Annotated in this window: 24 protein-coding genes; 8 read left to right on the plus strand and 16 right to left on the minus strand. The window is 69.3% G+C overall.

Annotated features, from left to right (window positions below; translation table 11 throughout):
• Window positions 1–463 precede the first annotated feature (463 nt).
• The 5 genes from ACSMFO_RS09165 to ACSMFO_RS09185 are packed head-to-tail and all read right to left on the minus strand — an operon-like array spanning window position 464 to window position 4,746.
• On the minus strand, window positions 464–1,321 hold the full coding sequence (locus ACSMFO_RS09165) for a biotin-dependent carboxyltransferase family protein (RefSeq protein WP_436457989.1): 858 nt from the start codon (window positions 1,319–1,321) through the stop codon (window positions 464–466).
• Window positions 1,318–1,923 carry a 5-oxoprolinase subunit B family protein gene (locus ACSMFO_RS09170; protein ID WP_436458343.1) on the minus strand — a complete coding sequence of 202 codons (606 nt, stop codon included), beginning with the start codon at window positions 1,921–1,923 and terminating at the stop codon, window positions 1,318–1,320. Before ACSMFO_RS09170 ends, ACSMFO_RS09165 begins: the two co-directional genes overlap by 4 nt.
• The gene (locus ACSMFO_RS09175; RefSeq protein ID WP_436457990.1) at window positions 1,923–2,681 is read right to left on the minus strand and encodes a LamB/YcsF family protein; all 759 of its coding nucleotides are present in this window, start codon (window positions 2,679–2,681) and stop codon (window positions 1,923–1,925) included. Before ACSMFO_RS09175 ends, ACSMFO_RS09170 begins: the two co-directional genes overlap by 1 nt.
• Window positions 2,681–3,475, minus strand: a complete 795-nt coding sequence (locus tag ACSMFO_RS09180) for a putative hydro-lyase (protein ID WP_436457992.1) — start codon at window positions 3,473–3,475, stop codon at window positions 2,681–2,683. Before ACSMFO_RS09180 ends, ACSMFO_RS09175 begins: the two co-directional genes overlap by 1 nt.
• Window positions 3,476–3,501: 26 nt before the next feature.
• Window positions 3,502–4,746: an MFS transporter gene (locus ACSMFO_RS09185; RefSeq protein WP_037347934.1), complete on the minus strand. Its 1,245-nt coding sequence runs from the start codon at window positions 4,744–4,746 to the stop codon at window positions 3,502–3,504.
• A 182-nt stretch (window positions 4,747–4,928) separates the two neighbouring features.
• Here ACSMFO_RS09185 and ACSMFO_RS09190 point away from each other — a divergent pair, with 182 nt between their 5' ends.
• Entirely contained in the window at window positions 4,929–5,576 is a 648-nt protein-coding gene (locus ACSMFO_RS09190) for a GntR family transcriptional regulator (protein ID WP_051972326.1), read from the plus strand.
• A 72-nt stretch (window positions 5,577–5,648) separates the two neighbouring features.
• On the opposite strand, the gene ACSMFO_RS09195 is transcribed toward ACSMFO_RS09190, so the two are convergent.
• Both ACSMFO_RS09195 and ACSMFO_RS09200 read right to left on the minus strand, forming a co-directional pair.
• Entirely contained in the window at window positions 5,649–6,875 is a 1,227-nt protein-coding gene (locus ACSMFO_RS09195; RefSeq protein ID WP_436457995.1) for an RICIN domain-containing protein, read from the minus strand.
• 109 nt (window positions 6,876–6,984) lie between these two features.
• Entirely contained in the window at window positions 6,985–8,232 is a 1,248-nt protein-coding gene (locus ACSMFO_RS09200) for an ROK family protein (protein WP_436457997.1), read from the minus strand.
• Window positions 8,233–8,317: 85 nt separating this feature from the next.
• Between ACSMFO_RS09200 and ACSMFO_RS09205 the strand changes: the two genes are divergently transcribed.
• Complete coding sequence (locus tag ACSMFO_RS09205) at window positions 8,318–9,706, plus strand: GH1 family beta-glucosidase (protein ID WP_436457999.1); 1,389 nt, start codon at window positions 8,318–8,320, stop codon at window positions 9,704–9,706.
• A 191-nt stretch (window positions 9,707–9,897) separates the two neighbouring features.
• A complete protein-coding gene (locus tag ACSMFO_RS09210) occupies window positions 9,898–10,533 on the plus strand; it encodes a DUF2306 domain-containing protein (protein ID WP_378410810.1) in 636 nt (211 codons plus the stop codon).
• Here the strand turns inward: ACSMFO_RS09210 and ACSMFO_RS09215 are convergent.
• Window positions 10,505–11,647, minus strand: a complete 1,143-nt coding sequence (locus tag ACSMFO_RS09215; protein WP_436458001.1) for an acyl-CoA dehydrogenase family protein — start codon at window positions 11,645–11,647, stop codon at window positions 10,505–10,507. The genes ACSMFO_RS09210 and ACSMFO_RS09215 overlap by 29 nt on opposite strands.
• Window positions 11,644–13,995: a bifunctional salicylyl-CoA 5-hydroxylase/oxidoreductase gene (locus ACSMFO_RS09220; protein WP_436458003.1), complete on the minus strand. Its 2,352-nt coding sequence runs from the start codon at window positions 13,993–13,995 to the stop codon at window positions 11,644–11,646. Before ACSMFO_RS09220 ends, ACSMFO_RS09215 begins: the two co-directional genes overlap by 4 nt.
• Window positions 13,996–14,043: 48 nt before the next feature.
• Between ACSMFO_RS09220 and ACSMFO_RS09225 the strand changes: the two genes are divergently transcribed.
• The gene (locus ACSMFO_RS09225; RefSeq protein ID WP_436458005.1) at window positions 14,044–14,442 is read left to right on the plus strand and encodes a RidA family protein; all 399 of its coding nucleotides are present in this window, start codon (window positions 14,044–14,046) and stop codon (window positions 14,440–14,442) included.
• Here the strand turns inward: ACSMFO_RS09225 and ACSMFO_RS09230 are convergent.
• Together ACSMFO_RS09230 and ACSMFO_RS09235 are read right to left on the minus strand one after the other, a co-directional pair.
• The gene (locus ACSMFO_RS09230; protein ID WP_038508048.1) at window positions 14,439–15,287 is read right to left on the minus strand and encodes a PaaX family transcriptional regulator; all 849 of its coding nucleotides are present in this window, start codon (window positions 15,285–15,287) and stop codon (window positions 14,439–14,441) included. The genes ACSMFO_RS09225 and ACSMFO_RS09230 overlap by 4 nt on opposite strands.
• 120 nt (window positions 15,288–15,407) lie before the next feature.
• Window positions 15,408–15,992 carry a restriction endonuclease gene (locus ACSMFO_RS09235; protein ID WP_436458006.1) on the minus strand — a complete coding sequence of 195 codons (585 nt, stop codon included), beginning with the start codon at window positions 15,990–15,992 and terminating at the stop codon, window positions 15,408–15,410.
• Window positions 15,993–16,197: 205 nt separating this feature from the next.
• On the opposite strand from ACSMFO_RS09235, the gene ACSMFO_RS09240 reads away from it, so the two are divergent.
• From ACSMFO_RS09240 to ACSMFO_RS09250, 3 genes are read left to right on the plus strand one after another with little or no spacing between them, the layout of a single operon-like run.
• Complete coding sequence (locus ACSMFO_RS09240; RefSeq protein ID WP_436458007.1) at window positions 16,198–16,857, plus strand: oxidoreductase; 660 nt, start codon at window positions 16,198–16,200, stop codon at window positions 16,855–16,857.
• A gap of 36 nt (window positions 16,858–16,893) precedes the next feature.
• Window positions 16,894–17,244 (plus strand): PLDc N-terminal domain-containing protein, encoded by a 351-nt coding sequence (locus ACSMFO_RS09245; protein WP_436458009.1) that lies wholly within the window; start codon window positions 16,894–16,896, stop codon window positions 17,242–17,244.
• Window positions 17,245–17,282: 38 nt separating this feature from the next.
• Window positions 17,283–17,699 carry a nitroreductase family deazaflavin-dependent oxidoreductase gene (locus ACSMFO_RS09250; protein WP_436458011.1) on the plus strand — a complete coding sequence of 139 codons (417 nt, stop codon included), beginning with the start codon at window positions 17,283–17,285 and terminating at the stop codon, window positions 17,697–17,699.
• A 210-nt stretch (window positions 17,700–17,909) separates the two neighbouring features.
• Here ACSMFO_RS09250 and ACSMFO_RS09255 read toward each other — a convergent pair whose 3' ends face one another.
• Complete coding sequence (locus tag ACSMFO_RS09255; RefSeq protein ID WP_073845179.1) at window positions 17,910–19,091, minus strand: acyltransferase family protein; 1,182 nt, start codon at window positions 19,089–19,091, stop codon at window positions 17,910–17,912.
• A gap of 97 nt (window positions 19,092–19,188) precedes the next feature.
• Window positions 19,189–20,523, minus strand: a complete 1,335-nt coding sequence (locus tag ACSMFO_RS09260) for an FAD-binding oxidoreductase (protein ID WP_436458013.1) — start codon at window positions 20,521–20,523, stop codon at window positions 19,189–19,191.
• A gap of 70 nt (window positions 20,524–20,593) precedes the next feature.
• On the opposite strand from ACSMFO_RS09260, the gene ACSMFO_RS09265 reads away from it, so the two are divergent.
• Window positions 20,594–21,478 (plus strand): LysR family transcriptional regulator, encoded by an 885-nt coding sequence (locus tag ACSMFO_RS09265; RefSeq protein WP_436458014.1) that lies wholly within the window; start codon window positions 20,594–20,596, stop codon window positions 21,476–21,478.
• On the opposite strand, the gene ACSMFO_RS09270 is transcribed toward ACSMFO_RS09265, so the two are convergent.
• From ACSMFO_RS09270 to ACSMFO_RS09280, 3 genes are all read right to left on the minus strand, one after another.
• Window positions 21,447–22,511, minus strand: a complete 1,065-nt coding sequence (locus ACSMFO_RS09270; RefSeq protein WP_436458016.1) for a methyltransferase — start codon at window positions 22,509–22,511, stop codon at window positions 21,447–21,449. The two genes, ACSMFO_RS09265 and ACSMFO_RS09270, sit on opposite strands and share 32 nt — an antisense overlap.
• 119 nt (window positions 22,512–22,630) lie before the next feature.
• Window positions 22,631–23,455, minus strand: coding sequence for an NAD(P)H-binding protein (locus tag ACSMFO_RS09275; RefSeq protein WP_436458018.1), 825 nt, complete (start codon window positions 23,453–23,455; stop codon window positions 22,631–22,633).
• Complete coding sequence (locus tag ACSMFO_RS09280) at window positions 23,452–24,036, minus strand: hypothetical protein (protein ID WP_436458020.1); 585 nt, start codon at window positions 24,034–24,036, stop codon at window positions 23,452–23,454. The genes ACSMFO_RS09275 and ACSMFO_RS09280 overlap by 4 nt, the downstream gene beginning before the upstream one ends.
• Window positions 24,037–24,053: the final 17 nt, after the last annotated feature.

Genomic DNA, 24,053 nt, shown 5'->3' on the forward strand with positions numbered 1-24,053 from the left:
CGGCTGAAGTGGTCGGCCAGTGTTCCGGCGAAGTCGTCTATTCGCTGGTCAAGTGGGCGACGGAGGGGCTCGTCATGGTGGTCTCGGCTGTCCAAAGGGGACACTTCCGGGATGACCGTGCCCGATTTGGTCGTTTTGCAAAGGGGTCGTGAGTGGTAAAGAGCGTTCTAACGCTCTTTACCACTCACGACCCCAATCGTGAACCGTGCGTATAAGCATGAAACGGACATTCGCCTGTCATCTGGTGTCCTTTATGGACATCGTCCGTTCAAGCCTCCTGCCTCCTGGCCCGCTCGGAGATCCAGTTCGTAGCGCCAAGAGTGGCACCGACCGGCGCTTATGCGACTTTGCCGGGGTCCTGACCTTGTCGGTGGGGAAGGAGGCCTTCGCCACCCCTCCGGCGTGCCTCATCGGTGAGTTGAATGGTCGGGGTGTGTGTCGTTTGCCTTGCTCCTCAAGAGGCTCAAACCAGCCGGAACCGCACCCGCTGCCCCGGCCGCACCTGCGCGGCCAGATCCAGATCCGCTTCCTCCACCACCGCGATCACCGGATAGCCCCCGGTCACCGGATGGTCGGCCAGGAACAGGATCGGCTGCCCCGAAGGGGGGACTTGCAACGCCCCCGGCACGGCGGCCTCGGGCGGCAATTCGCCACCACGCGCCCTCGACAACACAGGACCGTCCAGCCGCACGCCCACCCGATCGACGTCGGCGGTGGCGACGTAACCCGTGGAGGCCAAAGTGGACAGTGCGCCGGGAACGAACCACGAAGCCCGGGGCCCCGGAGTCACGCGCAGAACCGGGACGTCCGGCAAGGGCGCGCGAGGAGCGAGATCCACGCCGGGGTGGGGCAGAACCCGTTGTCCCACCGGCAAGGTCATCCCGGCCGAGAGCGCGGGCGGGCCGAGTTCGCCCAGTGTGTCGGTCGCCCGGGCGCCCAGCACCGAGGGAACGTCGATGCCGCCGCGCACGGCGACATAGCAACGCAAACCGTGAGGAGCCATCCCGAGGACGAGTTCGTCGCCGGGGTTGACCGGGATCGGTGAGCCGGGGCCGAAAGCCCGTGTGCCGACGGTGATCGAGCACGGCGCGCCGGTGACGGCGACGGTCGCCGGAGCCGGGAACCGCAGGGCGAGGCCGCCCAGGACACATTCCAGGGCAGCGTGGCCCTCGGGGTTGCCGACCAGCCGGTTCGCCAGCCGCAGCGAACCGCGGTCGGCGGCGCCGGACCGGCCGACGCCGATCGCGGCCAGCCCCGGTCGTCCGAGATCCTGCACGGTGGTGAAAACGCCGGGCCGGAGCACTTCGATCTTCGCGGTCATGAAGTGAACCGGATCCTGGTGCCCGGTGCCAGCAGGTTCGGCGGCTCCCGTTCGACGTCCCACACGGGCAGCGTCGTGCGCCCGATCAGTTGCCAGCCGCCGGGCGAGGCGTTCGGGTACACCGCCGTGTACTCGCCCGCGATCGCGACCGAGCCGGCGGGTACCCGGGTGCGCGGGCTCGTCCGGCGCGGCAGGTTCAGCGCGGGATCGAGCCCGGTCAGATAGGCGAAACCCGGGGCGAAGCCGCAGAACGCCGAGACGTAGGTCCCGTCCTCGTGCCGCCGGACGACGGCCTCCGCGGACATGCCGGAGGCGGCCGCGACGTCGGCAAGGTCTGGGCCGTCGTAGTGCACCGGCACGACGATCTCGGCGGCCTCGCGCGGTTTGGTGTCCACTGTGGACCGATGGAGGACGTCTTCGGCGAGCCGGTCGTGGTGGGTGCGGCCGGGGTCGAACCGGATGAGCAGGGTCCGCGCGGCCGGGACCAGTTCGAGGACGCCGTCCGGCGGGTCCTGCTCCAGTGACGCGTGCAGCCCGAGCACCTCCGACGGATCGTCGAAGTCGACCATGGCCGCACGCGCCCCGTAGGGCAGCACTCGCATCATGCGGCCTCGATGAACGATCCGATGTGGACACCGGAGGCGTCGAGCCCCGCGCGGATCCGGCGCGCCAGTTCGACGGCGCCGGGGGTATCGCCGTGCACGCACAGCGAATGCGGTTGAAGCGCCAGTTCGGTCCCGTCGGCGGCGACGACCTTGCCGGTGGTCGCCATCGCGACCGCCCGCTCGGCCACCTCGTCGGCGTCGTGGAGCACGGCACCGGGCAGTTTCCGGGAGACGAGAAGGCCTTCGGAGGTGTACGCGCGGTCCGCGAACGCCTCGGCGTACGCGGGGAACCCGGCCTTTTCCGCCTGCTTGGCCATTTCCGATCCCGGCGGGCACAGCAGCGCGAGCCCGGGACGGAACCGCCGGATCCCCTCGACCACGGCGGCCGCCTGCTCCGGATCGACCGCCGCCGTGTTGTACAGCGCCCCGTGCGGTTTGACGTACCGCACGCTCGTTCCCGCCGCGCGGGCGAACGCGTCGAGCGCGCCGATCTGGTAGAGCACGTCGTCGGCCAGGTCGGCGGGCGCGACGTCCATCGCCCGCCGCCCGAAACCCGCCAGATCGCGGTAGGCGACGTGGGCGCCGATGACGACACCCCGTTCCGCCGCGCGCTCGCAGACCCGCCGCATCACCGACGGGTCGCCGGCGTGGAAGCCGCAGGCGACGTTCGCGCTGGTGACGATGTCGAGCATGGCGTCGTCGTCACCCATCTTCCAGGCGCCGAAACCTTCACCCAGGTCACTGTTGAGATCCATCAGGCCACCCTGAACTCACTGTCGAGCTTGTCGGTCACGAACATGTAGCCCGGCGCGTGCGTGATCGCGAACGGTGGCCGCGAAGCCATCAGCGCCGCCTGCGGGGTCACGCCGCACGCCCAGAACACCGGCACGTCGCCGGGGGCCGCGTCGACCGGGTCACCGAAGTCGGGCTTGCCGAGATCGGCGATGCCGAGCGCGGCGGGGTCGCCGATGTGCACCGGCGCACCGTGCACGGCAGGCATCCCGCGGGTGATGCGCACGGCGTCGTCCACGCGGTCTTCGGGGATCTGCCGCATCGAGACCACCATCGGCCCGTGCAACCGCCCGGCCGGGACGCATTCGCGGTTCGTCACGTACATCGCCACGTTGCGGCCCTGCTCGACGTGCCGCAGCGGGATGCCGTCGGTGGCCAGCGCCGATTCGAAGGTGAAACTGCAGCCGATCGAGAACGTGACCATGTCGCTGCGCCACAACCCGGTCGCGTCCGCGAGTTCGCCCGCCAGCGCGCCGTTCTGCCAGACGCGGTAGCGCGGCAGATCGGTGCGCAGATCCGCGCCGGGCGCCAGCCTGGTCGACGGGTCGCCGGGGTCGCTGACGTCGAGCACCGGACAGGGCTGCGGGTTCCGCTGGCAGAACAGCAGGACGTCGTAGGCCCAGTCCTCGGGGACGGCGATCAGGTTGGTCTGGGTGAAGCCGTTCGCCCAGCCGGTGGTCGGCCGGGCCGTGCCCGCGCGGAACAGGGCGCGGGCCTCGGCGGGGGACAACGTCGCCGGGTCGTCGAAGGTGGTCATCGCGGTGCCTCCTCTTCCGATTGTGGTCACAGCAGTTCGCGGCCGCGAGTCTCGGGCAGGCCGAGCAGCGCCAGCACGGCGATCCCGTAGCCGACCGCGCCGAACACCATCGCGCCGCCCGCGCCGAGGAAACCGACCACGGCGGGGAACGTCGCGCCGATGGCCCGGCCGAGGTTGTAGGTGAAACCCTGCCCGGTCCCGCGCAGCGCCGACGGGTACAGCTCGGCGAGGAAGGCGCCGAACCCGCTGAAGATCGCGGACATCGAGAACCCGAGCGGGAAACCGAGGAACAGCACGAGCGTGTTCGCGCCCGCCGGGATCTGCGTGTAGGCGACGATGAGGCCCGCCGACAGCACCGAGAACAGCAGGAACGTCTTCTTGCGGCCCAGGAGATCCGTGAGATAGCCGCCGGTGACGTATCCGATGAAGGCGCCGGAGATGAGGAACGCGAGATAGCCGCCGGTGCCGATGACGGTGAGGCCGCGGGTGGTCTTCAGGTAGCTCGGCAGCCAGGTCGCGAGCGTGTAGTAACCGCCCTGGACACCGGTGGCGAGCAGCGCGGCGAAGAACGTCGTGCGCAGCAGGTCGGGCTTGAAGATGCCCGCCAGTGAACCGCGTTCCTTCTTCGTGGCGCGGGCAGCTTCGGCGACGGGCGCGTCCTGGACGTTGCGGCGGACCCACAGCACCAGCAGCGCCGGGATGACGCCGGTCCAGAACATGACGCGCCACGCGACGTCCGGGCTCCAGATGCTGAAGACCACCGTGTAGACGACGACGGACAGCGCCCAGCCGACCGCCCACGCGCTCTGCACGAAGGCGACGGTCCGGCCGCGGTACTTCGCCTGCGAGTACTCCGCCACCAGTGCGGCGCCGGCGGCCCATTCACCACCGAAGCCCAGGCCCTGCAGGGCGCGGAAGATCAGGAGCGTCTCGAAGTTCGGGGCGAACCCGCAGAGCACGGTGAAGACCGTGTACATCGCGATGGTGATCTGGAGCGTGCGGACCCGGCCGATGCGGTCGGCCAGGACGCCCGCGCCGATCCCGCCGATCGCCGAGACCACCAGTGTCGTGGTGCCGAGCAGGCCCGCCTCGCCGCCGGAGAGGCCGTAGTAGGCGGTGATCGCGGCCAGGCCCAGCGGGAGGGTCTGGTAGTCGAACGAGTCGAGCCCGTATCCGCCGAACGCGCCGACGAAGGCCCGGCGGCCTCGCGAACCGAGCGTGCGGAACCAGGCGAAGGGGCGTGTGTCTTCGGTAGTGGCTGTCGCGTCCATCGGCACCTCCAGAGGGTGGATCCCATCGTGGCACGGGTCACATGGGAAGCCACTGTAGGTATTGTTCAACAATTCCACAAGAGGATCCTTGGCTGGGCCTCTTGTGGCCGGTTAGGATCGGTCACGTGACGATCGCGGAGGGTGGTCCTGCCTCGGTTCAAGGACTCGAAGCGGATCGCGGCATGGTGAGCCGCACCAGTACGGCCGAAAGAGTGGCCGGTGTCCTCCGCACGCGCATCGCGGAAGGGTTCTTCCTGCCCGGCGTCCGGCTGTCGGAGCACGACATCGGCTCGGCGCTCGGCGTCTCCCGCAACACGCTGCGCGAGGCGTTCCGGCTGCTCACGCACGAACGCCTGCTGACCCACGAGCTCAACCGCGGCGTCTTCGTGCGGGTGCTGCCCGTCGAGGACGTCGTCGACCTCTACAAGGTGCGCAAGGTCGTCGAGTGCTCGGCGGTGCGGGCGGTGACGGAGAAGCCGCCGACGTTCGCGAAGCTCGCGCGACTGGTCGAGGACGGCAGGGTCGCCGAGCGGAGTGAACGCTGGCAGGACCTCGGTACCGCGAACATCCGGTTCCATTCGGCGCTCGCCGAACTGAGCGGCAGCGAGCGGATCGACGAGCTGATGCGCGGCATCCTGGCCGAGCTGCGGCTGGTGTTCCACATGATGGCCGACCCGCGGCGCTTCCACGAGCCGTACCTCAAGCGCAACGCGGAGATCCTCGAACGCCTCGAGGCCGGCGACGGCCTCGGTGCCGAAAAGCTCCTCGCGCAGTACCTCACCGACGCCGAAAACCAGCTCGTCGAGGCCTACGCCGAGCGCTCCCCCTGACGCGTTTCGTCCTCTGAATGCGGTGGTTCGGGATGCGAACCACCGCATTCAGAGGACGAAACGCGTGGGGTACTAGGGAGTAGTCCACTTCTGGTTCGCGCCGCCCCCGCAGGTCCAGATCTGGAGTCTGGTCCCGTTCGCGGAGCTGTTCCCGGTGGCGTCCAGGCATTTGTTCGCCTGCGGGTTCACGATGTCGCGTGCGCCGCTGATCGCCCATTTCTGCGCGCCGGTTCCGTTGCAGTCCCACAGTTGCACGGCCGTGCCGTCCGCGGTCCCGCCGCCGGAGACGTCCATGCACTTGCCGAGCGCGCGGATCGTGCCGTCGCCGCCGACGGTCCAGTTCTGCGCGGCGTTCCCGTTGCAGTCGGTGAGCTGGATCGGGGTGCCGTTGGCGGTGTTCGCCCCGGCGACGTCGACGCATTTGCCGCCGATACCGGTGATCCGCCCGGTGCGCCCGGCGGTGTCGCTGGAGTTGACGTGCACGTAGTCGACCACGAGCCGCTGCGGGAAGACGGTGCTGGAGTTCGGGTCACCCGGCCAGTAGCCGCCGACGGCGAGGTTCAGGATCAGGTAGAAGGGGTGGTCGAACACCCAGCGGTTGCCGTTGAGATCGGCGGGCGTGCGGGTCTGGTAGAGGTTTCCGTCCACGTACCACTTGATCTGGTTCGGCGCCCAGTCGACGGCGTAGGTGTGGAAGTCGTCGGAGAAGTTCGGGCCGTTGTAGGCCGCGCCGATGCCGCCCGCGCCGGAGTAACCGGGGCCGTGCAGGGTTCCGTGCACCGTGTTCGGCTCGAAGCCGACGTTCTCCATGATGTCGATCTCGCCGCTGTTGGGCCAGCCGACGTTGCCGATGTCGGCGCCGAGCATCCAGAACGCGGGCCACATCCCTTGCCCGCGCGGTAGTTTCATCCGCGCTTCGAACCGGCCGTAGGTCTGGGTGAACTGGCCCTGCGTGGACAGCCGCGCCGAAGTGTACTCGCAGCGCCCGTACCAGCAATTGTAGTTACCCGGGTTCTCCTTCTTCGCGGTGATGACCAGATTGCCCTGGCCGTCGAGCGCCGCGTTGTTCGTCCCGGACGTGTACCACTGCCGCTCGTGGTTGTTCACGTTGTCGCCGGTCTCGAAATGCCATTTCGAGGTGTCGATACCCGCGCCGGCGGGCCCGTTGAAGTCGTCGGTGAAGGTCGCGGCCATGACCGCGGCCTCGGCGGCCGGGGTCTGCGTGGTGGCGGGGAGTGAGCCGAGGAGAACGCCGGCGGCGAGGAACGCCGCCCAGCGGAAGCGGGAGGAGATGGACATCGTTGTCGCCTCTCTTCGCAGGCGGGAAACCACTTTGTTGTGCCTGACAACAAAGTATGCATGGCCTCTACCACTGCGACAAGACGTATTTTTCGACCTCGAATTAAGGTCAGGCGGCGGTACCCCGCTTCGACCCGGCCGTCCGCGGGTCCGCGCCCTGCTCCAGAAGGGCGGCGACCGGGAGGGTGGCGGCTCCTATGGCGACGGCGTCCGGCCCGAGCTGCCCGAGCTCGATCTCGGTCTGGCCGAACACGTGCGCCAGCGCGTGCTCGCCGGCCACCCGCCGGATCTCGGGCAGGTAGTGCTCGCCGAGCGCGAGCCCCGCCCAGCCGCCCAGCACGATCCGCTCCGGGTTGAACAGATTGATCAGATTGCCGATCCCGGCGCCGAGGTAACCCGCGGTCTCCTCCAGCACCTTGGCCGCGGCCTTGGCCTTGCCCGCCGATTCCAGCAGGGCCGCGAACTGTGTCTGCTCGTCCTCGTCCGACGCCGTCTTTCCGCCGCGCGCCTTGCGATAGCGGGCGAGGACGCCCTCCGCGCCGACGTAGGACTCCAGGCAACCGCGCGCTCCGCAGCGGCATTCCTGCCCGCCGTAGACGATCGTCGTGTGACCCCATTCGCCCGCGCTGCTGGTGGAACCCCGGTACGTGGTGCCGTCGGTGACCACGGCCGCGCCGACGCCGGAGCCGATCAGCGCGATCACCGCGTGCCGGGCGCCACGGCCGGCGCCGAACCACATTTCGCCCTGGCCCTGGGTTTTCGCGCCGTTGTCGACGAACAGCGGCAGCTCGACGCCCTCCGCGCGCAGGAGTTCGGTGAGCGGAACCTCTTTCCAGCCGATGGTGGGCGCGTGCACGCGGAGCGCCTCGCCCTGCTGGACGGTGCCGGGCACGCCGACGCCGACACCGAGCACGGTCGCTTCGTCGATACCCGATTCCGCGATCACTTCCCGGAGTCCGGACGCCACCTGGGTGACCGCCGCGGCCGCGTCCGGGCGCAGGGAGGCGAGGGGATGCTCGACGGTGGCGAGCCGGTTCATGGTGAGGTCGAACAGTTCGACCTTCACCCCGGTCTCGCCGATGTCGACGCCCGCGACATGGCCGTACGCCGGGTCGACGCGGAGCAGGACGCGCGGCCTGCCGCCGTCGGATTCGACCAGGCCGGCCTCGATGATGAGGCGTTCTTCGCCGAGTTCGGCGGTCACGTTGCTGACGGTCGCGGCGCTCAACCCGGTCAGACCGCTCAATTCGTGGCGGCTGAGCGGGCCGTCGAAGTAGAGTTTCGACAGGAGGAGGGAACGGTTGTGCCGCCGCAGGTCACGGACGGTGGTGCGCTTGGCAGGCATGCGGATACCCATCTTATGGCGGCGGACCTTTCCAGGATGCCCCACGACCTTAGCCTCCGCCATGTATCAACTGGTGAAATAAGGCGGGAAGAGGGTCATGACGGGGGAGGACGAGCTCATCGGCTCCTTGCCGCCGGACTTCCGGTGGGGGGTCGGCAGCTCGGCGTACCAGATCGAAGGCGCGGTCTCCGAAGACGGACGAACACCGTCCATTTGGGACACCTGGGCCCAGTCGCCATGGTCGGTCGACAACGGTGACACCGGCGAGATCGCCTGCGACCACTACCACCGGATGCCCGCCGACATCGCCCTGCTCAAGGAACTCGGCGTCGACACCTACCGGTTCTCCGTCTCCTGGCCCCGCGTTCAGCCACGCGGACGCGGCGGAGTCAACCCCGCCGGGATCGCCTTCTACGACCGGCTGGTCGACGAGCTGCTCAACAACGGCATCGATCCCTGGTTGACGCTGTACCACTGGGATCTGCCCCAGCACCTCGAAGACGCGGGCGGCTGGCCCGCGCGCGACACCGCCGTCCGGTTCGCCGATTACGCGATGCTCGTGTTCGAGCGGCTCGGCGATCGTGTCCGCCACTGGACCACGCTGAGCGAGCCGTGGTGCACGGCCATGCACGGGTACGTCCACGGCGTGATGGCGCCCGGCCGCCGGGACGCGAAGGCGGGGATGGCGGCGGCGCATCACCTGCTGCTCGGCCACGGCCTCGCGGTGCGGCGGATGCGGGAACTCGCGAAACCCGGCACGAAGTTCGGCATCACGCTCAACCTGAGCACCGCCGACCCGGAAACGCCCAGCGAGGCCGATCGCGAAGCCGCCCGCTTCGAGGACGGGCTCGGCACGCGGTTCTACCTCGACGCGCTCGTGCACGGCCGGTACCCGGAGGACGTCCTCGAGACCCTCGCGTGCCAGGGCATCCGCCTGCCGTCCGAGCCGTGGGATCCGTCGATCATCGCGGCACCGCTCGATTTCCTCGGCGTCGACTACTACTTCGGGACGCGGTACTCCGGAGTGGAGGAGAACGGGAACGCGGTGGAGCACTTCGGGTTGCCCGCGTTCCGCAAGGTCCCGTTCGGGGTGCCGTCGACGGTGCTGGGCTGGGAGATCCTGCCGCACAAGCTCACCGAACTGCTCGTCCGGATCGGCCGGGATTACCCGGGCTTGCCGCTCTACGTCACCGAAAACGGCGCCGCGTTCGCCGACGCCCCCGACGAGACGGGGTTCGTCCGCGACGACGACCGCGCCGCGTACCTGTCCGCGCATATCGCCGCCACCGCCGCCGCGCGGCGGGCGGGCGCGGACGTCCGCGGCTATTTCGCCTGGTCCTTTTTGGACAGTTTCGAATGGGCGTACGGCTACGCGAAACGGCTCGGCCTGGTCCGGGTCGACCGGGAGACGCAGGCGCGGACGATCAAGCAGAGCGGGCTGGCCTATCGCGACGTCGTCCACCGGGTGCGCGGCAGCCGGCGGTAGGGCCTGCTCCACCATCGAACCGGCGGTCCGCTCCATTCTTACCGATGGCCCGGCGTTCTAGGTTCGGCAGCGGAAGTTGTCGCCGGTACTGGAAAACGTGGGGGACAGTGATGACCGTCAGGCTAGAACGACGTGACCAGCCGGAGACGGCGCCACGGAAACCGTGGTGGCGAAGGCCCTGGGTGGGGCCGATGGCCGTCATCGTCGTGGTGTTCCTGGCCTTTTCGATGCCGCCGTATCTGTCGCTGGATCCGTCGCAGTCGCGGGTGCCGCAGCCGCCGGGGTTCACGTCGCACTACTGGTTCCTCTCGGCGCACGTGCTGTTCGGCTCGATCGCGATGATCTCCGCGCTGCTCCAGATCTGGCCGTGGTTCCGGGCGAAGTATCCGGCGGTGCACCGGAAGCTCGGCCGGGTGTACGTCTTCGCCGGGGTGCTCCCGGCCGGATTGATGGCGCTGACCGTCGGCGCGATGAGCCCGTTCGGCCCGACGACGCGGGTGGCCAACGTCGTGGCCGGGGTGTTGTGGCTGGCGTGCACGTTCGCCGGCTGGCGCGCGGCACGGCAGCGCCGGTTCGCCGACCACCGCCGCTGGATGGTCCGCAGTTTCGCGCTGACCATGTCGATCATCGTCAGCCGGGTGGTCGGACCGATCGCGATGATCTCACTGGAGCCGCTGATCCCGACCACGTTCGGCGGCAGCGGGCTGGCCTACCTGCAGTCGGTCTCGGCGATCACCGCCTGGTTGAGCCCGACGCTGGTCCTCCTCGCCACGCAGTGGCACCTCGACCGGCGTCCGGCTAGGAAGAAGCCAGCGATCGCGCGATGATCGTGCGCTGCACTTCGGACGCGCCTTCGTAGATCCGCGGCGCCCGGACCTCGCGGTAGAGGTGTTCGAGCAGATGCCCTCGCCGCAGCGCCCGGGCGCCGTGGATCTGCACGGCCGCATCGACGACGTACTGCGCGGTCTCGGTGGCGAACAGTTTCGCCATCGCGGCCCGGCCGGCGAGGTTCCGTTCGCCCGCGTCGTACGCGGCGGCCGCGGCGTAGACGAGCAGGCGCGACGCTTCGGTGCGGGTCGCCATCTCGGCGAGGGTGTGCGCCACGGTCTGCTGTTTCAGCAGCGGCCCGCCGAACGCCACCCGGGTCTGGGCGTGGGCGACGGCGGCGTCGAGCGCGGCCTGCGCCATCCCGACGGCGAACGCGCCGACACTCGGCCGGAACAGGTCCAGCGTCCGCATCGCCACGCCGAAGCCGCGGTCCTGTTCGCCGAGCAGTTCGTCGCGTTCGACGCGGACGCCGTCGAAGACCAGGGTGCCGATGGGATGCGGGCTGACGAGGTCGAGGTGCTCGCCCGACAGCCCGGCCCGATCGGCCGGGACGACGAACGCGGAGACCCCACGCGATCCCGCTTCCGGTGTGGTGCGGGCGAAAACGCTGTAGAAATCGGCCTCGGGGGCGTTGGAGATCCACATCTTCTCGCCGGTGAGCCGCCAGCCGTCGCCGTCGGGCTCGGCGGCGAGTTCCAGCGCGGCCGCGTCCGACCCCGCGTTCGGTTCGGTGAGCGCGAAAGCGGCGACGGCGTCGCCCGCTGCCACAGCGGGGACCCATTTCGCGACCTGCGAGTCCTGCCCGGATTGCAGCACTGGATACGTGCCCAAACCCTGTAGCGCCAACGCCGTCTCGGCCTCGGTGCTCTGGCTGGCCAGGGATTCCCGCAGGATGCAGAGATCCGTCGCGGCTGCCTCCCGGCTCGGGCTGCCGCCGTCGACCCCGGGGAACAGCCGGGCGAGCAGGCCGAGCGCGCCCATTTCCTTGAGCAGCGGCCGGTTGACCGCGCCTTCGGTGCCGGATTCGGCCAGGGGGCGGAGCTTTTCGGCGCCCACCCGACGGACTTCTTCGGCGAAAGACTGCTGCTCGGGGCTCAAGGCGAAGGCGGTCATCGGTCGCTCCCAGGTCGCCAGCGGGCGTGCGCGGTGCCGGGTTCCCCCGAGCGCAGCAGTTCCAGCCGTGGTTTCGGCCCGTCGGTGCGGCCGCCCTGCGGTTTCCGGCTGCCCGCCGCGAACTGTTTCGGCCACGGCATCGGGTAGCCCTGCTCGGCGGCGGCATGCAGTGTCCACTGTGGATCGTAAAGGTGGGTTCTGCCGAGGGCGCACAGATCCGCGCGGCCCGCGAGGATCAGCGAGTTGACGTCGTCGTAGGAGGAGATCGCGCCGACGGCGATCACCGCGACTCCGTACTCGCGGCCGATCTCGTTGCGGATCCGGTCGGCGTACGGCGTCTGGTAGCTGCGGCCGTACTCGGGTTTCTCCTCGCTGACGACCTGACCGGTCGAGACGTCGATGCCGTCGGCGCCGTGCTCGGCGAACGCGCGGGCGATCTCCACGGCGTCGTCGACGTCGATCCCGCCGTCGTACCAGTCGGTCGCGGAGATGCGGACCGTCATCGGCCGCTCGGCAGGCCACGCCGCACGGACGGCGTCGAAGACTTCGAGCGGGAAGCGCAGCCTGTTCTCCAGTGAGCCGCCGTAGTCGTCGGTGCGCCGGTTGGTCAGCGGCGACAGGAAGGACGACAGCAGATAGCCGTGCGCGCAGTGCAGTTCGAGGAGGTCGAATCCGGCGCGCGCGGCTGCGGCCGCGGAGTGGGCGAACTCGTCGCGGATCCCGTCCAGCTCGGCCTTCGTGAGTTCGCGCGGGGTCTGGTTCGCTTCGCTGTACGGGATCGCGGACGGGGCGCAGATCTCCCAGTTGCCTTCGGGGAGCGGCTGGTCGATGCCGTCCCACATCAGTTTCGTGGAGCCCTTGCGCCCGGAATGGCCGAGCTGGACACCGATCCGCGCGGGCGAGTGCCCGTGGACGAAATCGGTGACCCGCTTCCACGCCTGCTCTTGCTCCTCGGTGTACAGGCCGCCGCAACCCGGGGTGATCCGGCCGGTCTCGGAGACGCAGACCATTTCCGTCATCACCAGGCCGGCGCCGCCGAGCGCCTTGCTTCCCAGATGTACCAGGTGGAAGTCGGTCGGGACGCCTTCTTCGGAGGAGTACATGTCCATCGGCGAGACGACGACGCGGTTCGGCAGGTCCAGATTCCCGATGCGGAACGGCTGGAACATCGGCGGCCGCACCTCGGAATCCAAAGTGGACGCGAACCAGGTGTCCAGCTCCGCGGCGAACTCCGGATCGCGCAGCCGGAGGTTGTCGTAGGTGACACGGCGGCTGCGGGTGAGGATGTTGAACGCGAACTGCGCCGGATCCTGATGGGTGTACTGGCCCAGGTTCTCGAACCATTCGAGGCTCGCCTGCGCGGCACGCTGGGTCGAGGTGACGACCGGCCTTCGTTCTGCTTCATAGGCTTCGAGCGCACTGTCCATATCGGACTGTTCGTGCAGGCATGCGGCGAGCGCGAGGGCGTCCTCCATGGCGAGTTTCGTGCCGGAACCGATGGAGAAATGCGCGGTGTGCGCGGCGTCGCCGAGCAGGACGACGTTCCCGTGCCGCCAGCTCGCGCAGCGCACGGTGGCGAAGGCGGTCCACTTCGAGTTGTTGGCGAACACCTGGTGGTCGCCGAGGACGTCCGCGCACAGCTCGCGGATGACCTCGATCGACTTCTCGTCGCTCTCGCCCGGCGCCAGTGAGGTCGCGGCGATCTCGCCGAACGCGCGCTGCCAGACGTCCTCGTGCAGTTCGAGGATGAACGTGCTCGCGGTGTCGCCGTACGGATAGCCGTGGATCTGCATGATCCCGTGCGGGGTTTCCAGGACGTAGAACTTGAAGGCATCGAAGACGAGGTCCGTGCCGAGCCAGATGTACTTGCAGCGCCGGGTCTGCAGGCTCGGCCGGAAGCTCTCGGCGAGGGCGTTGCGGGTCGGCGAGTTGACGCCGTCCGCCGCGACGACGAGGTCGTATTCGGCGCTCGCCTCGGCCGCGCTCGGCGCCTCGGTGCGGAACCGGACGTCGACGCCGAGCTCCGCGCAGCGTTCCTGGAGGATGCCGAGAAGTCGTTTACGGCTCATCGCGGCGAACCCGTGCCCGCCGGAGGTGTGCACGGTGCCGCGGAAGTGGACGTCGATGTCGTCCCAGCGCGCGAACTCGCGGCGCATGGCCGCGTGGATCACCGGATCGGCGTGCTCGATGCCGCCGAGGGTCTCGTCGGAGAACACCACCCCGAACCCGAAGGTGTCGTCGGGCGCGTTGCGTTCCCAGACGGTGATCTCGTGATCGGGATGGAGCTGTTTCGCCAGCGTGGCGAAGTAGAGCCCCGCCGGGCCGCCGCCTAACACCGCGATACGCACGTCGCTCAGGGTATGTCGTGGTATGTACGACCGTCAACGATACGGGATATGCTGACCCGTATGGAGCGCATCAACCCGCCCGAGCTCGGCCGTCCCTCCGGCTTCTCGCACGCCGTCGCGGCGAGTGGCCGGTTCGTCTTCCTCGCCGGTCAGACGGCGTTGGACGAGGAGAACCGCATCGTCGGCGACGGCGTGGTCGGGCAGTTCGAACGCGCGCTGTCCAACCTGCTGACCGCGTTGCGCGCGGCGGGCGGGGAGCCGTCGGACCTGTGCAGCGTGACGATCTACATCGTCGACATGGACGACTACCGGGCCCACGCGCGCGAGATCGGCGCGGTGTGGAAACGGCTGGCCGGGAGCGAGTACCCCGCGATGGCGGGGATCGGCGTCAGCCGGCTTTGGGACGCGGAAGCGCTGGTCGAGGTGCAGGGCTTCGCGGTCGTCTAAGGAAGGGTGCGCGAGACGTGCGCGGCCGCGGCCTCGCCCAGCCGCGAGTGCAGCGTGAAGAACAGGTCCGCCGCCCGGATACCCGCCCAGCCCGGCGGCAGCAGTTCGGCGGGCAGGCCCGGGTCGAGGTAGGGCAGCCGCCGCCAGTCGGTCAGCACCCGGACGTAGTCGGCGAACGCTTCGGCCTCGTCCGTGGTCTTGCGCCGCTGCCACCGCCGGAGCGCGGCCGCGTGCTCGTCGACGAAGGCGGTGTACAGCGCTTCGAGCTGGTCGAGGTCCCACCAGTCGCGGATCTTCTCCCGCACGTCGCCGAACGCGAGGTGCTCGGCGTGGAAGAGATCGGCGTAGCCCTCGAGTTCGAGCCGCCGGAGCATGTCGGACGTCGCGTCACGCAGATGCGCGGGCGCGATCCAGACGCCGGACGACGCGGTCCCGAAGCCGAGCCGGGCCAGTTGCGTGCGCAGAACGTGCCTTTTGTGCCGTTCGGCCTCCGGGACGGAGAACACCGCGAGCAGCCAGCCGTCGCCGGGGGTGGCGCGTTCGCGGCGGAAGATCCGCTCGTCGCCTTCGCGCAGGATCGCCAGCGCGGTCTCGGAAAGCTCGTACCCGGCGGCCCCGTCGCGGCGTACCGCGGAGAGGATCCCGCGCCGCTTCAGCCGGGAGATCGACGACCGGACGGCCGGTTCTTCGACGTCCACTCCGGCCAGCAGGTCGATCAGGGAGCGGACGGAGAGCCAGCCGCCCTCGCCGCGCGAGTAGAGGCCGTACACGGTCACGATCAGCTGGCGCGGTTGCGCCGTTCGCCCCGCGCCGTCGACTTCGGTTGCCTCCGACACGGCCGTCACCCGGTCACCATAACAACCGGTCACGTGCGCAGGGAGGAGATCCAGAGGTCCATACGGTAACGAAGGGAGCCGCACAGATCAGCGATCACTATGACGCGATCCGGTCATCGCCCGAGTACTTCAATGCCACGGTGCGGGACCTGTACGGCTCGCCCAGGCGGCAAGGGCATGGGAGTCGAACAGGCGAATACCCATCTGGCCTGCGTACTCCCGAGCCTGTTTGGTGAACGTCGAGGTGGTGACGACCGCCGCGACTCCTGCCTGGTGCACGGTGAAACACGTACCACCGAAACGCTGGAGATCTGGGCCGGTGACTTTGCTGGTCGGGATGTACCGCTTGGCCTGAAGCACGATCTTGCGGCCATCCGGCGTGTAGGCGACCACATCTGCGCCGAGGTCTCCGGCACGGCCGGTGGCGCTCGCATTGCTGCAACCGTCCCGTGCGCAGAGAAAAGCCAGCGCCTGCTCGAACTCGGTGGCGCCCATGGCGTGATAGCGGGCGATTTCCTGCGACCTGACGACCTCGAGCTCCCATCTCTCCTGGGCGTCACGTTTTCGCGCGCGGTGGCGCAGCACTACCAGGTAGACCGTCAGACCTACCACCGTCACGATGACGAAGGTCGACAGCACTGGGTGCGCCGCTATAGCCCGGCCGACGAGAGAAAACAAGCTCACCAGGGCCCCGATGACAATGAGGGCACCCACGCAACCTGCTGAATCGGAGCTGGACCGTCGTCTGGCCAAGCCAGCCTCCTTTTCGCCGTTACCGATCTTCGGCCTGCCGTTCGTGTCGGATGTCGAGTCGGCAACATCGGTTGTCGCGTTACGCGCACGAGGCAGGCGGGCTCGTCTGTTCTGGCGCGCTCATGTTTCGGCCGTGACCGAAGCGTTCCGCACTTAGCGTCACGGTATGGAGAATCCCCTGATCGATGCCCCCGTTCCGCCGGTGCCCCAGGACGTCGAACCGGGCGGCGTCCGGTGGTTGCGCGCGAACGTCGCCCGGTTCAGCCGCCCGGGGGACCACGCGCGGCGGCGGGCGCTCGTGCTCACCGAACTGGCGCCGATGGGGTCTTTGCGGGACAAGGCTTTCGCGCTCGCCAAGGTGATGCGGGACGAGGTGGAGCGGGTTCCGGTCGCCGTACTCGCCGCGGAACTCGGCCTGCCCGACGTTTCCCGCGACATCGCGACGGTTTCCGGCGCCTATCACCCGCATACGGAAATCGGGGACGACGCCGAGGAAGCCATGCGGCGGCTGGTCGAGGCCTGCGGCGGTGCCGCCGACGAGCGGACGGCCGCGCGGATCGGGCTCCTGGTGCAGGCCTGCGACGCGACGGCGAAGCTGCTCGGCAAGGCGCTGGCCGCCCATCGGTCCGGTGAGGACGTCGAAAGCCTGCTCGACCGCGTCCTGCGCGAGGATCCGCCGGTCCGGATCACCCGGCGGTGGGTCGGCGGAGAGGTGGTCGAGGTGGACCTGTCGGAGCATCCGTTCGGAGCAGGGCCGAAACACTGCCCCGGGGAGGCGTCGGCGCGGCAAGTGGCCGCGGGAATTCTCGACGCCCTGCTGTGCTAAGACTTACCCGGTCATCTGGAACTGGGGAGTCTTTCGATGCTGTATTTCAATGGTTTCTTCGGCGTTCTCACGCTCGGTCTGTGGATCTTCTGCATCGTCGACGTGATCACCACGGACGAGGGATCGTGCCGCAACATGCCCAAGGGGATGTGGTTGCTGCTGGTGCTGATCGTCCCGCTGATCGGCTCGATCGTCTGGCTGGTCGCCGGGCGTCCGCAGAACGCCGCCCGCGCGCCGCGCGGACGGTACGAAAGGGAGACGCCGGCGTTCCCGGAGTACGACCGTCCGGGCCGTTTCGCCGCGACGAGCGCGGCCGACGACGAAGAGTTCCTCCGTAAGTGCCGGGAACGCGCCGAGGAGCAGCGCCGCAAGGCCCGTGAAGGCTGAGTAGCCTCGGCGGAGAGATCGACACTGGAGGAAGAAGAATGTCCGAAGCACTCGACTGGAACAAGAACATCATCAAGGAGTTCCGCGAGAACGAGGGGAAGGTGGGCGGACCGTTCGAGGGCGGCTCGCTGCTGCTGCTCACCACCGTCGGGGCGAAGAGCGGCGAACCGCGCACGTCGCCGCTCGCGTACGGGCAGGAGGACGGCAAGTACATCGTCGCCGCGTCGTACGCCGGGGCGGACAAGAACCCCGCCTGGTACCACAACATCGTCGCGAACCCGAAGGTCACCGTCGAGGTGGGCACGGAGAAGTTCGAGGCGACCGCGACCGTCGTCCTCGAGGACCGCGCCGAGCGCGACCGTCTGTACGCGAAGATGGTCAGCCTGATGCCGGGCTTCGCCGACTACGAGCAGAAGACCGACCGGGTGATCCCGATCGTCACCATCTCGCGCTGATTCGGCGCGCGCCGCGGGGGCGGCCGGTCGTGCGTGGGCCGAAGGCTCCCTTCACCGCGTCTGATGCGGCAAAAGGAGCCTTCACCCCGGGCGGATACTGGTCGTGAGTGGCGTTTCGGGGTTAGAGCCCGAAACGCCACTCACGACCAACTGCACCGACGCGGTACTTGCGCGTGCAACCACCGCATCCAGAGGACGAAACGCGAGGGGTCAGCGCGCGCCGCTGGGGGCTTCGACGGCGTTCGGCCGCTTGAGTTCGGCCTCGGCCGCGCGCAGCGCCTTGCGCTCCTGGCGGCGCGCGATCAGCTTCTTGCCGGTGAGGATCATCGGCTGCTCCACCCAGCGGTGGATCAGGTCCGCGATCCCGAGCCCGACCGCGAACACGGTCAGCGCGCTGATCATCCGGTGCTCGCCCAGCGGCGGGATCGCCGCGACCACGGCGAAGTGCACCGGGCCCTGCAGCAGGTAGAGCGAGTACGAGCGCTCACCGACGAACCGCATCACCTTCGTCGCCAGCAGCCAGCGAAGCGGCCCCGGCGAGACCAGCACCACCAGCAACATCGCCGAGAGCAGGCCGTAGGCGATCAGCAGGCCGAGGTTGCTGCCGGTCTCCCACCACAGGCTTTCCATGTTGACGTGCAGCAGGGCGAAAGCGCCGAACACCGGGATCGCCGCGAGCGGATGGGTCAGCGGTTTGATCACCGCGTAGGACCGGCGGTAGTGCATCGCGATCGCCAGCACGCAGCCGATCAGCAGGATCGCGTAGTGCACGGTCGACCGGTAGATCGGCACCTGCGGCCCGTTGAGCACCCAGCCGCTGGTCACCCCCACCAGCCCGGCCATCAGCGCGAACGCGGCGAACGCCAGCGCGAGTTTGCGCCAGGCCGCGGCCAGCCCGACGGCTCCCGCGACCACCAGCAGGAACGGCCAGAACAGGTAGAACTTCTCTTCGATGCCCAGCGTCCACGAGCCGCTGAAGAAGTTGTCCGGGCCGTTCGGGCTGCTGGCGGGGAAGAACTCGTTGAAGAAGGTCAGGTAGTACTTCAGCGCGTGCGGGAACTCGCGGGTGAAGAACTCCCCGCGCAGCCACACGAACACGATGATCCCGCCGAGGATCACCAGGTACGGCGGCAGGATCCGGAACACCCGCCGCAGGTAGAACGCCGAAAGCGAGATCCGGCCGGTCCGGTCCTGCTCACGCAGCAGCAGCGTCGTGATCAGGAAACCGGACAGCACGAAGAAGATGTAGACACCGACCCAGCCGGACAGCCAGCTCCACTTCGGACCCGCGAAGTGGAAGAGGATCACGATGGTGGCCGCGATCGCGCGCAGCCCGTCGAGCGCGGGGAACCGACGCATGGCGAGGAACTCGTCATGGTCCAAAGTGCGCACAGTGCCCCCTAATGGCGGTATCGGCCCGGAAGTATACGGGTGCCGCCCACTGTGCCCTCGCCCCGGCTCGGGGCCTCCTACCAGCGGATTTCGGAGATCACCCAGCGTCACGCGCGGGTTCGACGTTATGGGTCAGCCGGAAACGGTTCGCCGGATCGACGGCCGCCTTGACCTCGGCGAGCCGCCGCAGATCGGCCGGGGAGTACACCTTGGCCGCTTCGTCGCCCGCGCCGCTGTCGCCGTAGACGAAGGTCAGGAGCTTGCCGGTCGATTTGGGCTTCAGCGCGTCGAACAACTTCCCGTGGGCGGCCTTGATCTCGGCCATGCCCGCGTCGTCCACTACGGACAGTGCGCGGACGGTGAAGCGGGCCTCGCGGTCCCAGCCGACGCCGGGGTGCTCGGGCAGGTCGGACAGCGCGCCGCCGAGCAGGTCCAGCAGGACGACGGTCGGCACCGGGGCGCCGGGGCCGGCGTGTTCGAGGATCGCGTCGAGCATCGTGTCGTCCAGTTCGGACACGGTGGCGTTGTCGGCGCGGTAGCCGTGCGGGAACGGCGGCTCGTTCGCGATCTTCCCCGATTCGGTGAAGGGGATCTCGGCGAGCGTGTCACCCAGCAGGGGGGCGGCTGTGCGCAGCGGGGCGACCAGGCGTTCGCCCTCGGCGGCGTCGCCGAGGTAGGCGATCCGGATCTGCGCGACGTGCTGCCCGCGCAGCGGCTCGGGCACCATCGGCAGGTCGGGCATCGGGACCATGCCCAGCGACGACGTCATCTCGCGCGGCAGGTCCGCCGCCCAGTCTCGCCAGGCGTGGAGCACGGCGGACAGCGATTCGGTGCCGAACTGCAGGCTCCCGCCGTACAACCGGGTGACCGGGACGAGCCGGAATTCCAGCGCGGTGACGATCCCGAAGTTGTCGCGGCCGCCGCGCAGCGCCCAGAACAGGTCGCTTTCGGTGTCCGGGGTGGCGCGGCGGAGTTCGCCGTCGGCGGTCACGACCTCGATCGCGGTCACCTGGTCGGCGGCCAGCCCGTACTTGCGGCCGAGCAGGCTGAACCCGCCGCCGAGGGTGTAGCCGACGACGCCGACGCCGGGGAAGGAACCGCTCAGCGGCGCGAGCCCGTGCTTCGCGGCCGCCGCGATGACCGCACCCCAGCGCACGCCCGCGTCGACCCGTGCGACGCCGTCTTCGATCCGGATCCCGGTCATGCGGTGGGTGGTGACGAGAACGCCGCCCTCGAAGGGGACGCCCACGCCGTGCCCGGTCGAGTGGACGGCGATCGGGAGATCGTGCTCGGCGGCGTGACGGACGGCCTCGACGACGTCGGCGGCCGAAGCGGCGGGCACGATGACGTCGGGTCGGCGGGGTACCGCGGTCTGGAAACCGGCGAGTTCGTTGTCGTAATCCGGGTCGCCGGAGCGGAGCATCGTGGTCATGAGACCAGCTTGATCCCGATTCGGTCAGAAGTCCAAGATCTTGTTTGTCTGGCAACTATAATCATCGCTTATGGAACTGCGTCAGCTCGAATACTTCGTCGCGGTCGCCGAGGAGGCGAACTTCACCCGCGCCGCCGAGCGGCTGCATGTCGCGCAGCCCGGCGTCAGTGCCCAGATCCGCCGCCTCGAACGCGAACTCGGGCAGCCGCTGCTCGACCGGTCGGCCAGGGCGGTGCGGCTGACCGAGGTCGGCGCCGCCGCGCTCCCGCACGCCAGGGCCGCGCTCGCCGCCGTCGCCGGGGTGCGGCAGGCGGTCGACGATCTCACCGGCCTGGTCCGCGGCCAGGTCGCGATGGGCATGGTGTCCTCGCGCGGCCCTGTCAACCTGCCGGATCTGCTCGCGCGTTTCCACGAGCGTCATCCGGCCGTCGACATCACGCTCGCCGAGGCGACCTCCGACATCCTGCTCGCGGGCGTCGCCGACGGCCGGTTCGACGTCGCGCTGATCGGCGTCTCCGGCGAACCGCCGCCGGGGATCGGCCTGGAGGTCGTCCTCGACGAGCCGATGGTCGCCATCTCCGGTCCGGACGATCCGCTCACCGGGCAGGCCACGATCACGTTGTCGGAACTGGAAAGCCGGTCGCTGGTGAGCCTGCCGAAGGGCACCGGCATGCGCGCGATCGTCGACGCGGCGTTCCTCGCCGACGGCGCGAAGCCGCGGGTGACGCTGGAAGCGGGCGATCCGAACGTCGTCGCCGAACTGGTCGGGCGCGGGCTCGGGGTCGCCGTGGTGCCGATGTCGCTGGCGACGCACTACACGAAACTGCACGCCATGAAGATCACGCGGCCTGCCGGATTGCGCGCGAAACTGGCGCTGGCCTGGCGGACGGAGGGGCCGGTCAGCCCCGCCGCCCGCGTGTTCATCAGTCAGGCACGGGCGCTGCTCGGGTTGTGAGCCGCCACAACGAGGTCACCTCCTTCGCGTCGGCCCGTCGATGCCTCGGCCGGATGTCCTCCCTGCCCAGGACTTCGAGGCCGGACCGCTCGAACGCGTCGAGGAGTTCTTCGCGACGGCGCAGGCCCAGCAGTTCGGCGAGGTCGGAGAGGATCAGCCACGCCTCCCCGCCGGGTTCGAGATGCCGCGGCAGCCGGTCGAGGAACGCCTTCAGCATCCGGCTTCCCGGGTCGTAGACGGCGCGTTCGAGCGGGGTGTGCGCGCGGGCGGGCAGCCAGGGCGGATTGCAGACGATCAGCGGTGCGCGGCCCGGCGGGAACACGTCCGCTTCAAGGGTTTCCATACCGGTGAAACCGAGGCGTTCGAAGTTCTCCCGCGCACAGGCGAGCGCGCGGGGTTCGTTGTCCGTCGCCACCACGCGTTCGACGCCCCGATGCGCGAGGACCGCGGCGAGCACACCGGTCCCGGTGCCGATGTCGAAAGCGAGTTCTTTGGCGGGCAAGGGAGTTCTCGCCACCAGATCGACGTACTCGCCGCGGACGGGGGAGAAGACCCCATGGTGCGGATGGATCCTCGCGCCGAGTGCCGGGATCTCGACGCCCTTCACCCGCCATTCGTGCGCGCCGACGACACCGAGCAGCTCGCGCAAGGACACCAGCGACGCGGTTTCGGACGGCCCGTAGACCTCGGTGCAGGCCTCGCGGACGTCCGGTCCGCGGCGCAACGGCAGGACGTGGCCAGGGTCCAGCGGGACCAGCAGCCTGCCGAGGATCCGTGCCCGGCGTGACCGCTGGTTCCGCTGCTCCTGAAAGGGTTTCCCGGCCGCCGTGCCGCACCGCCGGGACAACGCGGCGAGCAGGTTCCGCGCGCCGGGGAAGTCGCCGTACCAGGCGAGACCGGTACCGGACGCGGCGAGCCGGAACGCCTCGTCGGCGGTGACGCGATCGTCGACGGCGACGACGGTTCTGGGCATTTTCGTGCCGACGGTGGTCAGCCAGCGCCGACCACCGTCCTTTGTGGACAGGGGGTTCATGGGTTTCCGTTCCTGTTTTCGCCCGCGGCGAAGAGACCCCGCGGGCTCCGTGGGGTGATTTCAGGAACGGCGGTTAGTGGATTACCGCGGCATGAACCGGTGTCGACACGAAACCGAGTTTAGCGGAACGACGCGGCGTGATCGGCCGCCCAGACCTCGAAGTCCAGCCCCGGCCTGCCGGTGACGTCCTGGACGGTCGAGGTGACCTCGCCCGGTTTCGTCACCAGCTCCCGGAATCCGGTCAGCATCGTGTCGACGACGAAGTCCGGCATCCTGGTGAGCAGGGCGGCGCGGGCTTCGTCGAGCGGGAGCTCCTCCCAGCGCGCCGGGCGGCCCGCGGCTTCGCCGATGACGCGGACCTGTTCGGCCTGCGTGAGCGGTCGCGTGCCGGTGAGCGTGTACTTCGCTCCGGCGTGCCCGTCGCCGGTCAGCGCTTCGACGGCCACCGCGGCGATGTCCTTCTCGTGGACCAGCGGCATCGACGCCTCGCCGTACGCGCCGCGGACGACGCCGTCCGCGCGGATCGACGGCGCCCAGCCGAGGGTGTTGGTCGCGAAGGCGTGCGGCCGCAGGAAGGTCCACTCCACGCCCGCGGCTTCGATCGCCTCCTCGACGGTGCGATGCCAGGCTCCGATGGCGTTGTCCTGCTCCGTCAGCGAATCGTCGACGGCGCCCGAAGAAAGGAACACCACGCGGTTCACCCGTTCCCCGAGCAACGACACCGTGGGCACCAGGGCCTCGGCGGCGCCGGAGAGCATCAGGAACACGGTGTCGACGCCGTCGAGCGCCGGTGCGATCGTTTCCGGTTTCGCCAGGTCGCCGCGGACGCCGTCCGGCGGCGGATTCCGGCTCAGCGGCCGGACCGGGACGTCCCGCTCCCGCAGCTGGGCGACCACCTGCGAACCGACGTTGCCCGTCGCGCCGGCGACCAGGATCGGCTTCATGCCGCCACCGCCGAGAAGACCGGGCGGTACCGCTTGACCGACCCGCCCGACATCCCCGGGTAGGTCTGCACCTTCTTCCACACGTCCGTCGTCCCGATGCCGTCGGCGCCGGGGGCCGCGAGCGCGGCGAGGTGGGCTTCGGCGCTCGCCCATTCGGCGTAGTTCAGCACCTTGGTCCCGTCGGTGCTCACGTGGAAGAACCCCGAGATCCCGCCCTCCGGCAGCGCGGATTCCGACGCCATCGCCTCGAAGACGAGGTCGATCCAGTCGCGCTGCCGCCTCTCGTCGGGCCCCTCGAATTCGACCGAGACGATCACGAGGCAGCCGGGCGTCCCCTCGCGGCGCTGTCCGCGGTAGAGCTGGAACACGGGCGCCCCGTCGAGATCCTGGATGGCGTCTTCGCTGGTCCACTGCTCGTAAGTGAAGGCGCCGTCGTGGTCGATGCCTTCGTACGCGGTGAAGGAAACGAGCCCGTCGTGGCGCTTGAACGCCGCCCGTGCCGCGTCGGCGTCCGGCCATTCCCGCGCCACTGCGACGGTCGCGTCATCGGGTGTCGGCCAATGTCCTTTGTGGATGGTCATTTCAGAGGTCCCCTGTA

The sequence above is a fragment of the Amycolatopsis sp. w19 genome (assembly GCF_051373225.1).
GTDB lineage: Bacteria > Actinomycetota > Actinomycetes > Mycobacteriales > Pseudonocardiaceae > Amycolatopsis > Amycolatopsis japonica.

Excerpts from the sequence above, each read along its gene's own strand:
- ACSMFO_RS09250 (WP_436458011.1), top strand. The coding sequence starts at position 17,283 with ATGTCCGAAGCACTCGACTGGAACAAGAACATCATCAAGGAGTTCCGC.
- ACSMFO_RS09280 (WP_436458020.1), bottom strand. The coding sequence starts at position 24,036 with ATGACCATCCACAAAGGACATTGGCCGACACCCGATGACGCGACCGTC.
- ACSMFO_RS09260 (WP_436458013.1), bottom strand. The coding sequence starts at position 20,523 with ATGACCACGATGCTCCGCTCCGGCGACCCGGATTACGACAACGAACTC.
- ACSMFO_RS09185 (WP_037347934.1), bottom strand. The coding sequence starts at position 4,746 with ATGGACGCGACAGCCACTACCGAAGACACACGCCCCTTCGCCTGGTTC.
- ACSMFO_RS09195 (WP_436457995.1), bottom strand. The coding sequence starts at position 6,875 with ATGTCCATCTCCTCCCGCTTCCGCTGGGCGGCGTTCCTCGCCGCCGGC.
- ACSMFO_RS09165 (WP_436457989.1), bottom strand. The coding sequence starts at position 1,321 with ATGACCGCGAAGATCGAAGTGCTCCGGCCCGGCGTTTTCACCACCGTG.
- ACSMFO_RS09210 (WP_378410810.1), top strand. The coding sequence starts at position 9,898 with ATGGCCGTCATCGTCGTGGTGTTCCTGGCCTTTTCGATGCCGCCGTAT.
- ACSMFO_RS09200 (WP_436457997.1), bottom strand. The coding sequence starts at position 8,232 with ATGGGTATCCGCATGCCTGCCAAGCGCACCACCGTCCGTGACCTGCGG.
- ACSMFO_RS09175 (WP_436457990.1), bottom strand. The coding sequence starts at position 2,681 with ATGGATCTCAACAGTGACCTGGGTGAAGGTTTCGGCGCCTGGAAGATG.
- ACSMFO_RS09240 (WP_436458007.1), top strand. The coding sequence starts at position 16,198 with ATGGAGAATCCCCTGATCGATGCCCCCGTTCCGCCGGTGCCCCAGGAC.
- ACSMFO_RS09180 (WP_436457992.1), bottom strand. The coding sequence starts at position 3,475 with ATGACCACCTTCGACGACCCGGCGACGTTGTCCCCCGCCGAGGCCCGC.
- ACSMFO_RS09275 (WP_436458018.1), bottom strand. The coding sequence starts at position 23,455 with ATGAAGCCGATCCTGGTCGCCGGCGCGACGGGCAACGTCGGTTCGCAG.
- ACSMFO_RS09225 (WP_436458005.1), top strand. The coding sequence starts at position 14,044 with ATGCTGACCCGTATGGAGCGCATCAACCCGCCCGAGCTCGGCCGTCCC.
- ACSMFO_RS09270 (WP_436458016.1), bottom strand. The coding sequence starts at position 22,511 with ATGAACCCCCTGTCCACAAAGGACGGTGGTCGGCGCTGGCTGACCACC.
- ACSMFO_RS09215 (WP_436458001.1), bottom strand. The coding sequence starts at position 11,647 with ATGACCGCCTTCGCCTTGAGCCCCGAGCAGCAGTCTTTCGCCGAAGAA.
- ACSMFO_RS09170 (WP_436458343.1), bottom strand. The coding sequence starts at position 1,923 with ATGCGAGTGCTGCCCTACGGGGCGCGTGCGGCCATGGTCGACTTCGAC.
- ACSMFO_RS09265 (WP_436458014.1), top strand. The coding sequence starts at position 20,594 with ATGGAACTGCGTCAGCTCGAATACTTCGTCGCGGTCGCCGAGGAGGCG.
- ACSMFO_RS09190 (WP_051972326.1), top strand. The coding sequence starts at position 4,929 with ATGGTGAGCCGCACCAGTACGGCCGAAAGAGTGGCCGGTGTCCTCCGC.
- ACSMFO_RS09205 (WP_436457999.1), top strand. The coding sequence starts at position 8,318 with ATGACGGGGGAGGACGAGCTCATCGGCTCCTTGCCGCCGGACTTCCGG.
- ACSMFO_RS09245 (WP_436458009.1), top strand. The coding sequence starts at position 16,894 with ATGCTGTATTTCAATGGTTTCTTCGGCGTTCTCACGCTCGGTCTGTGG.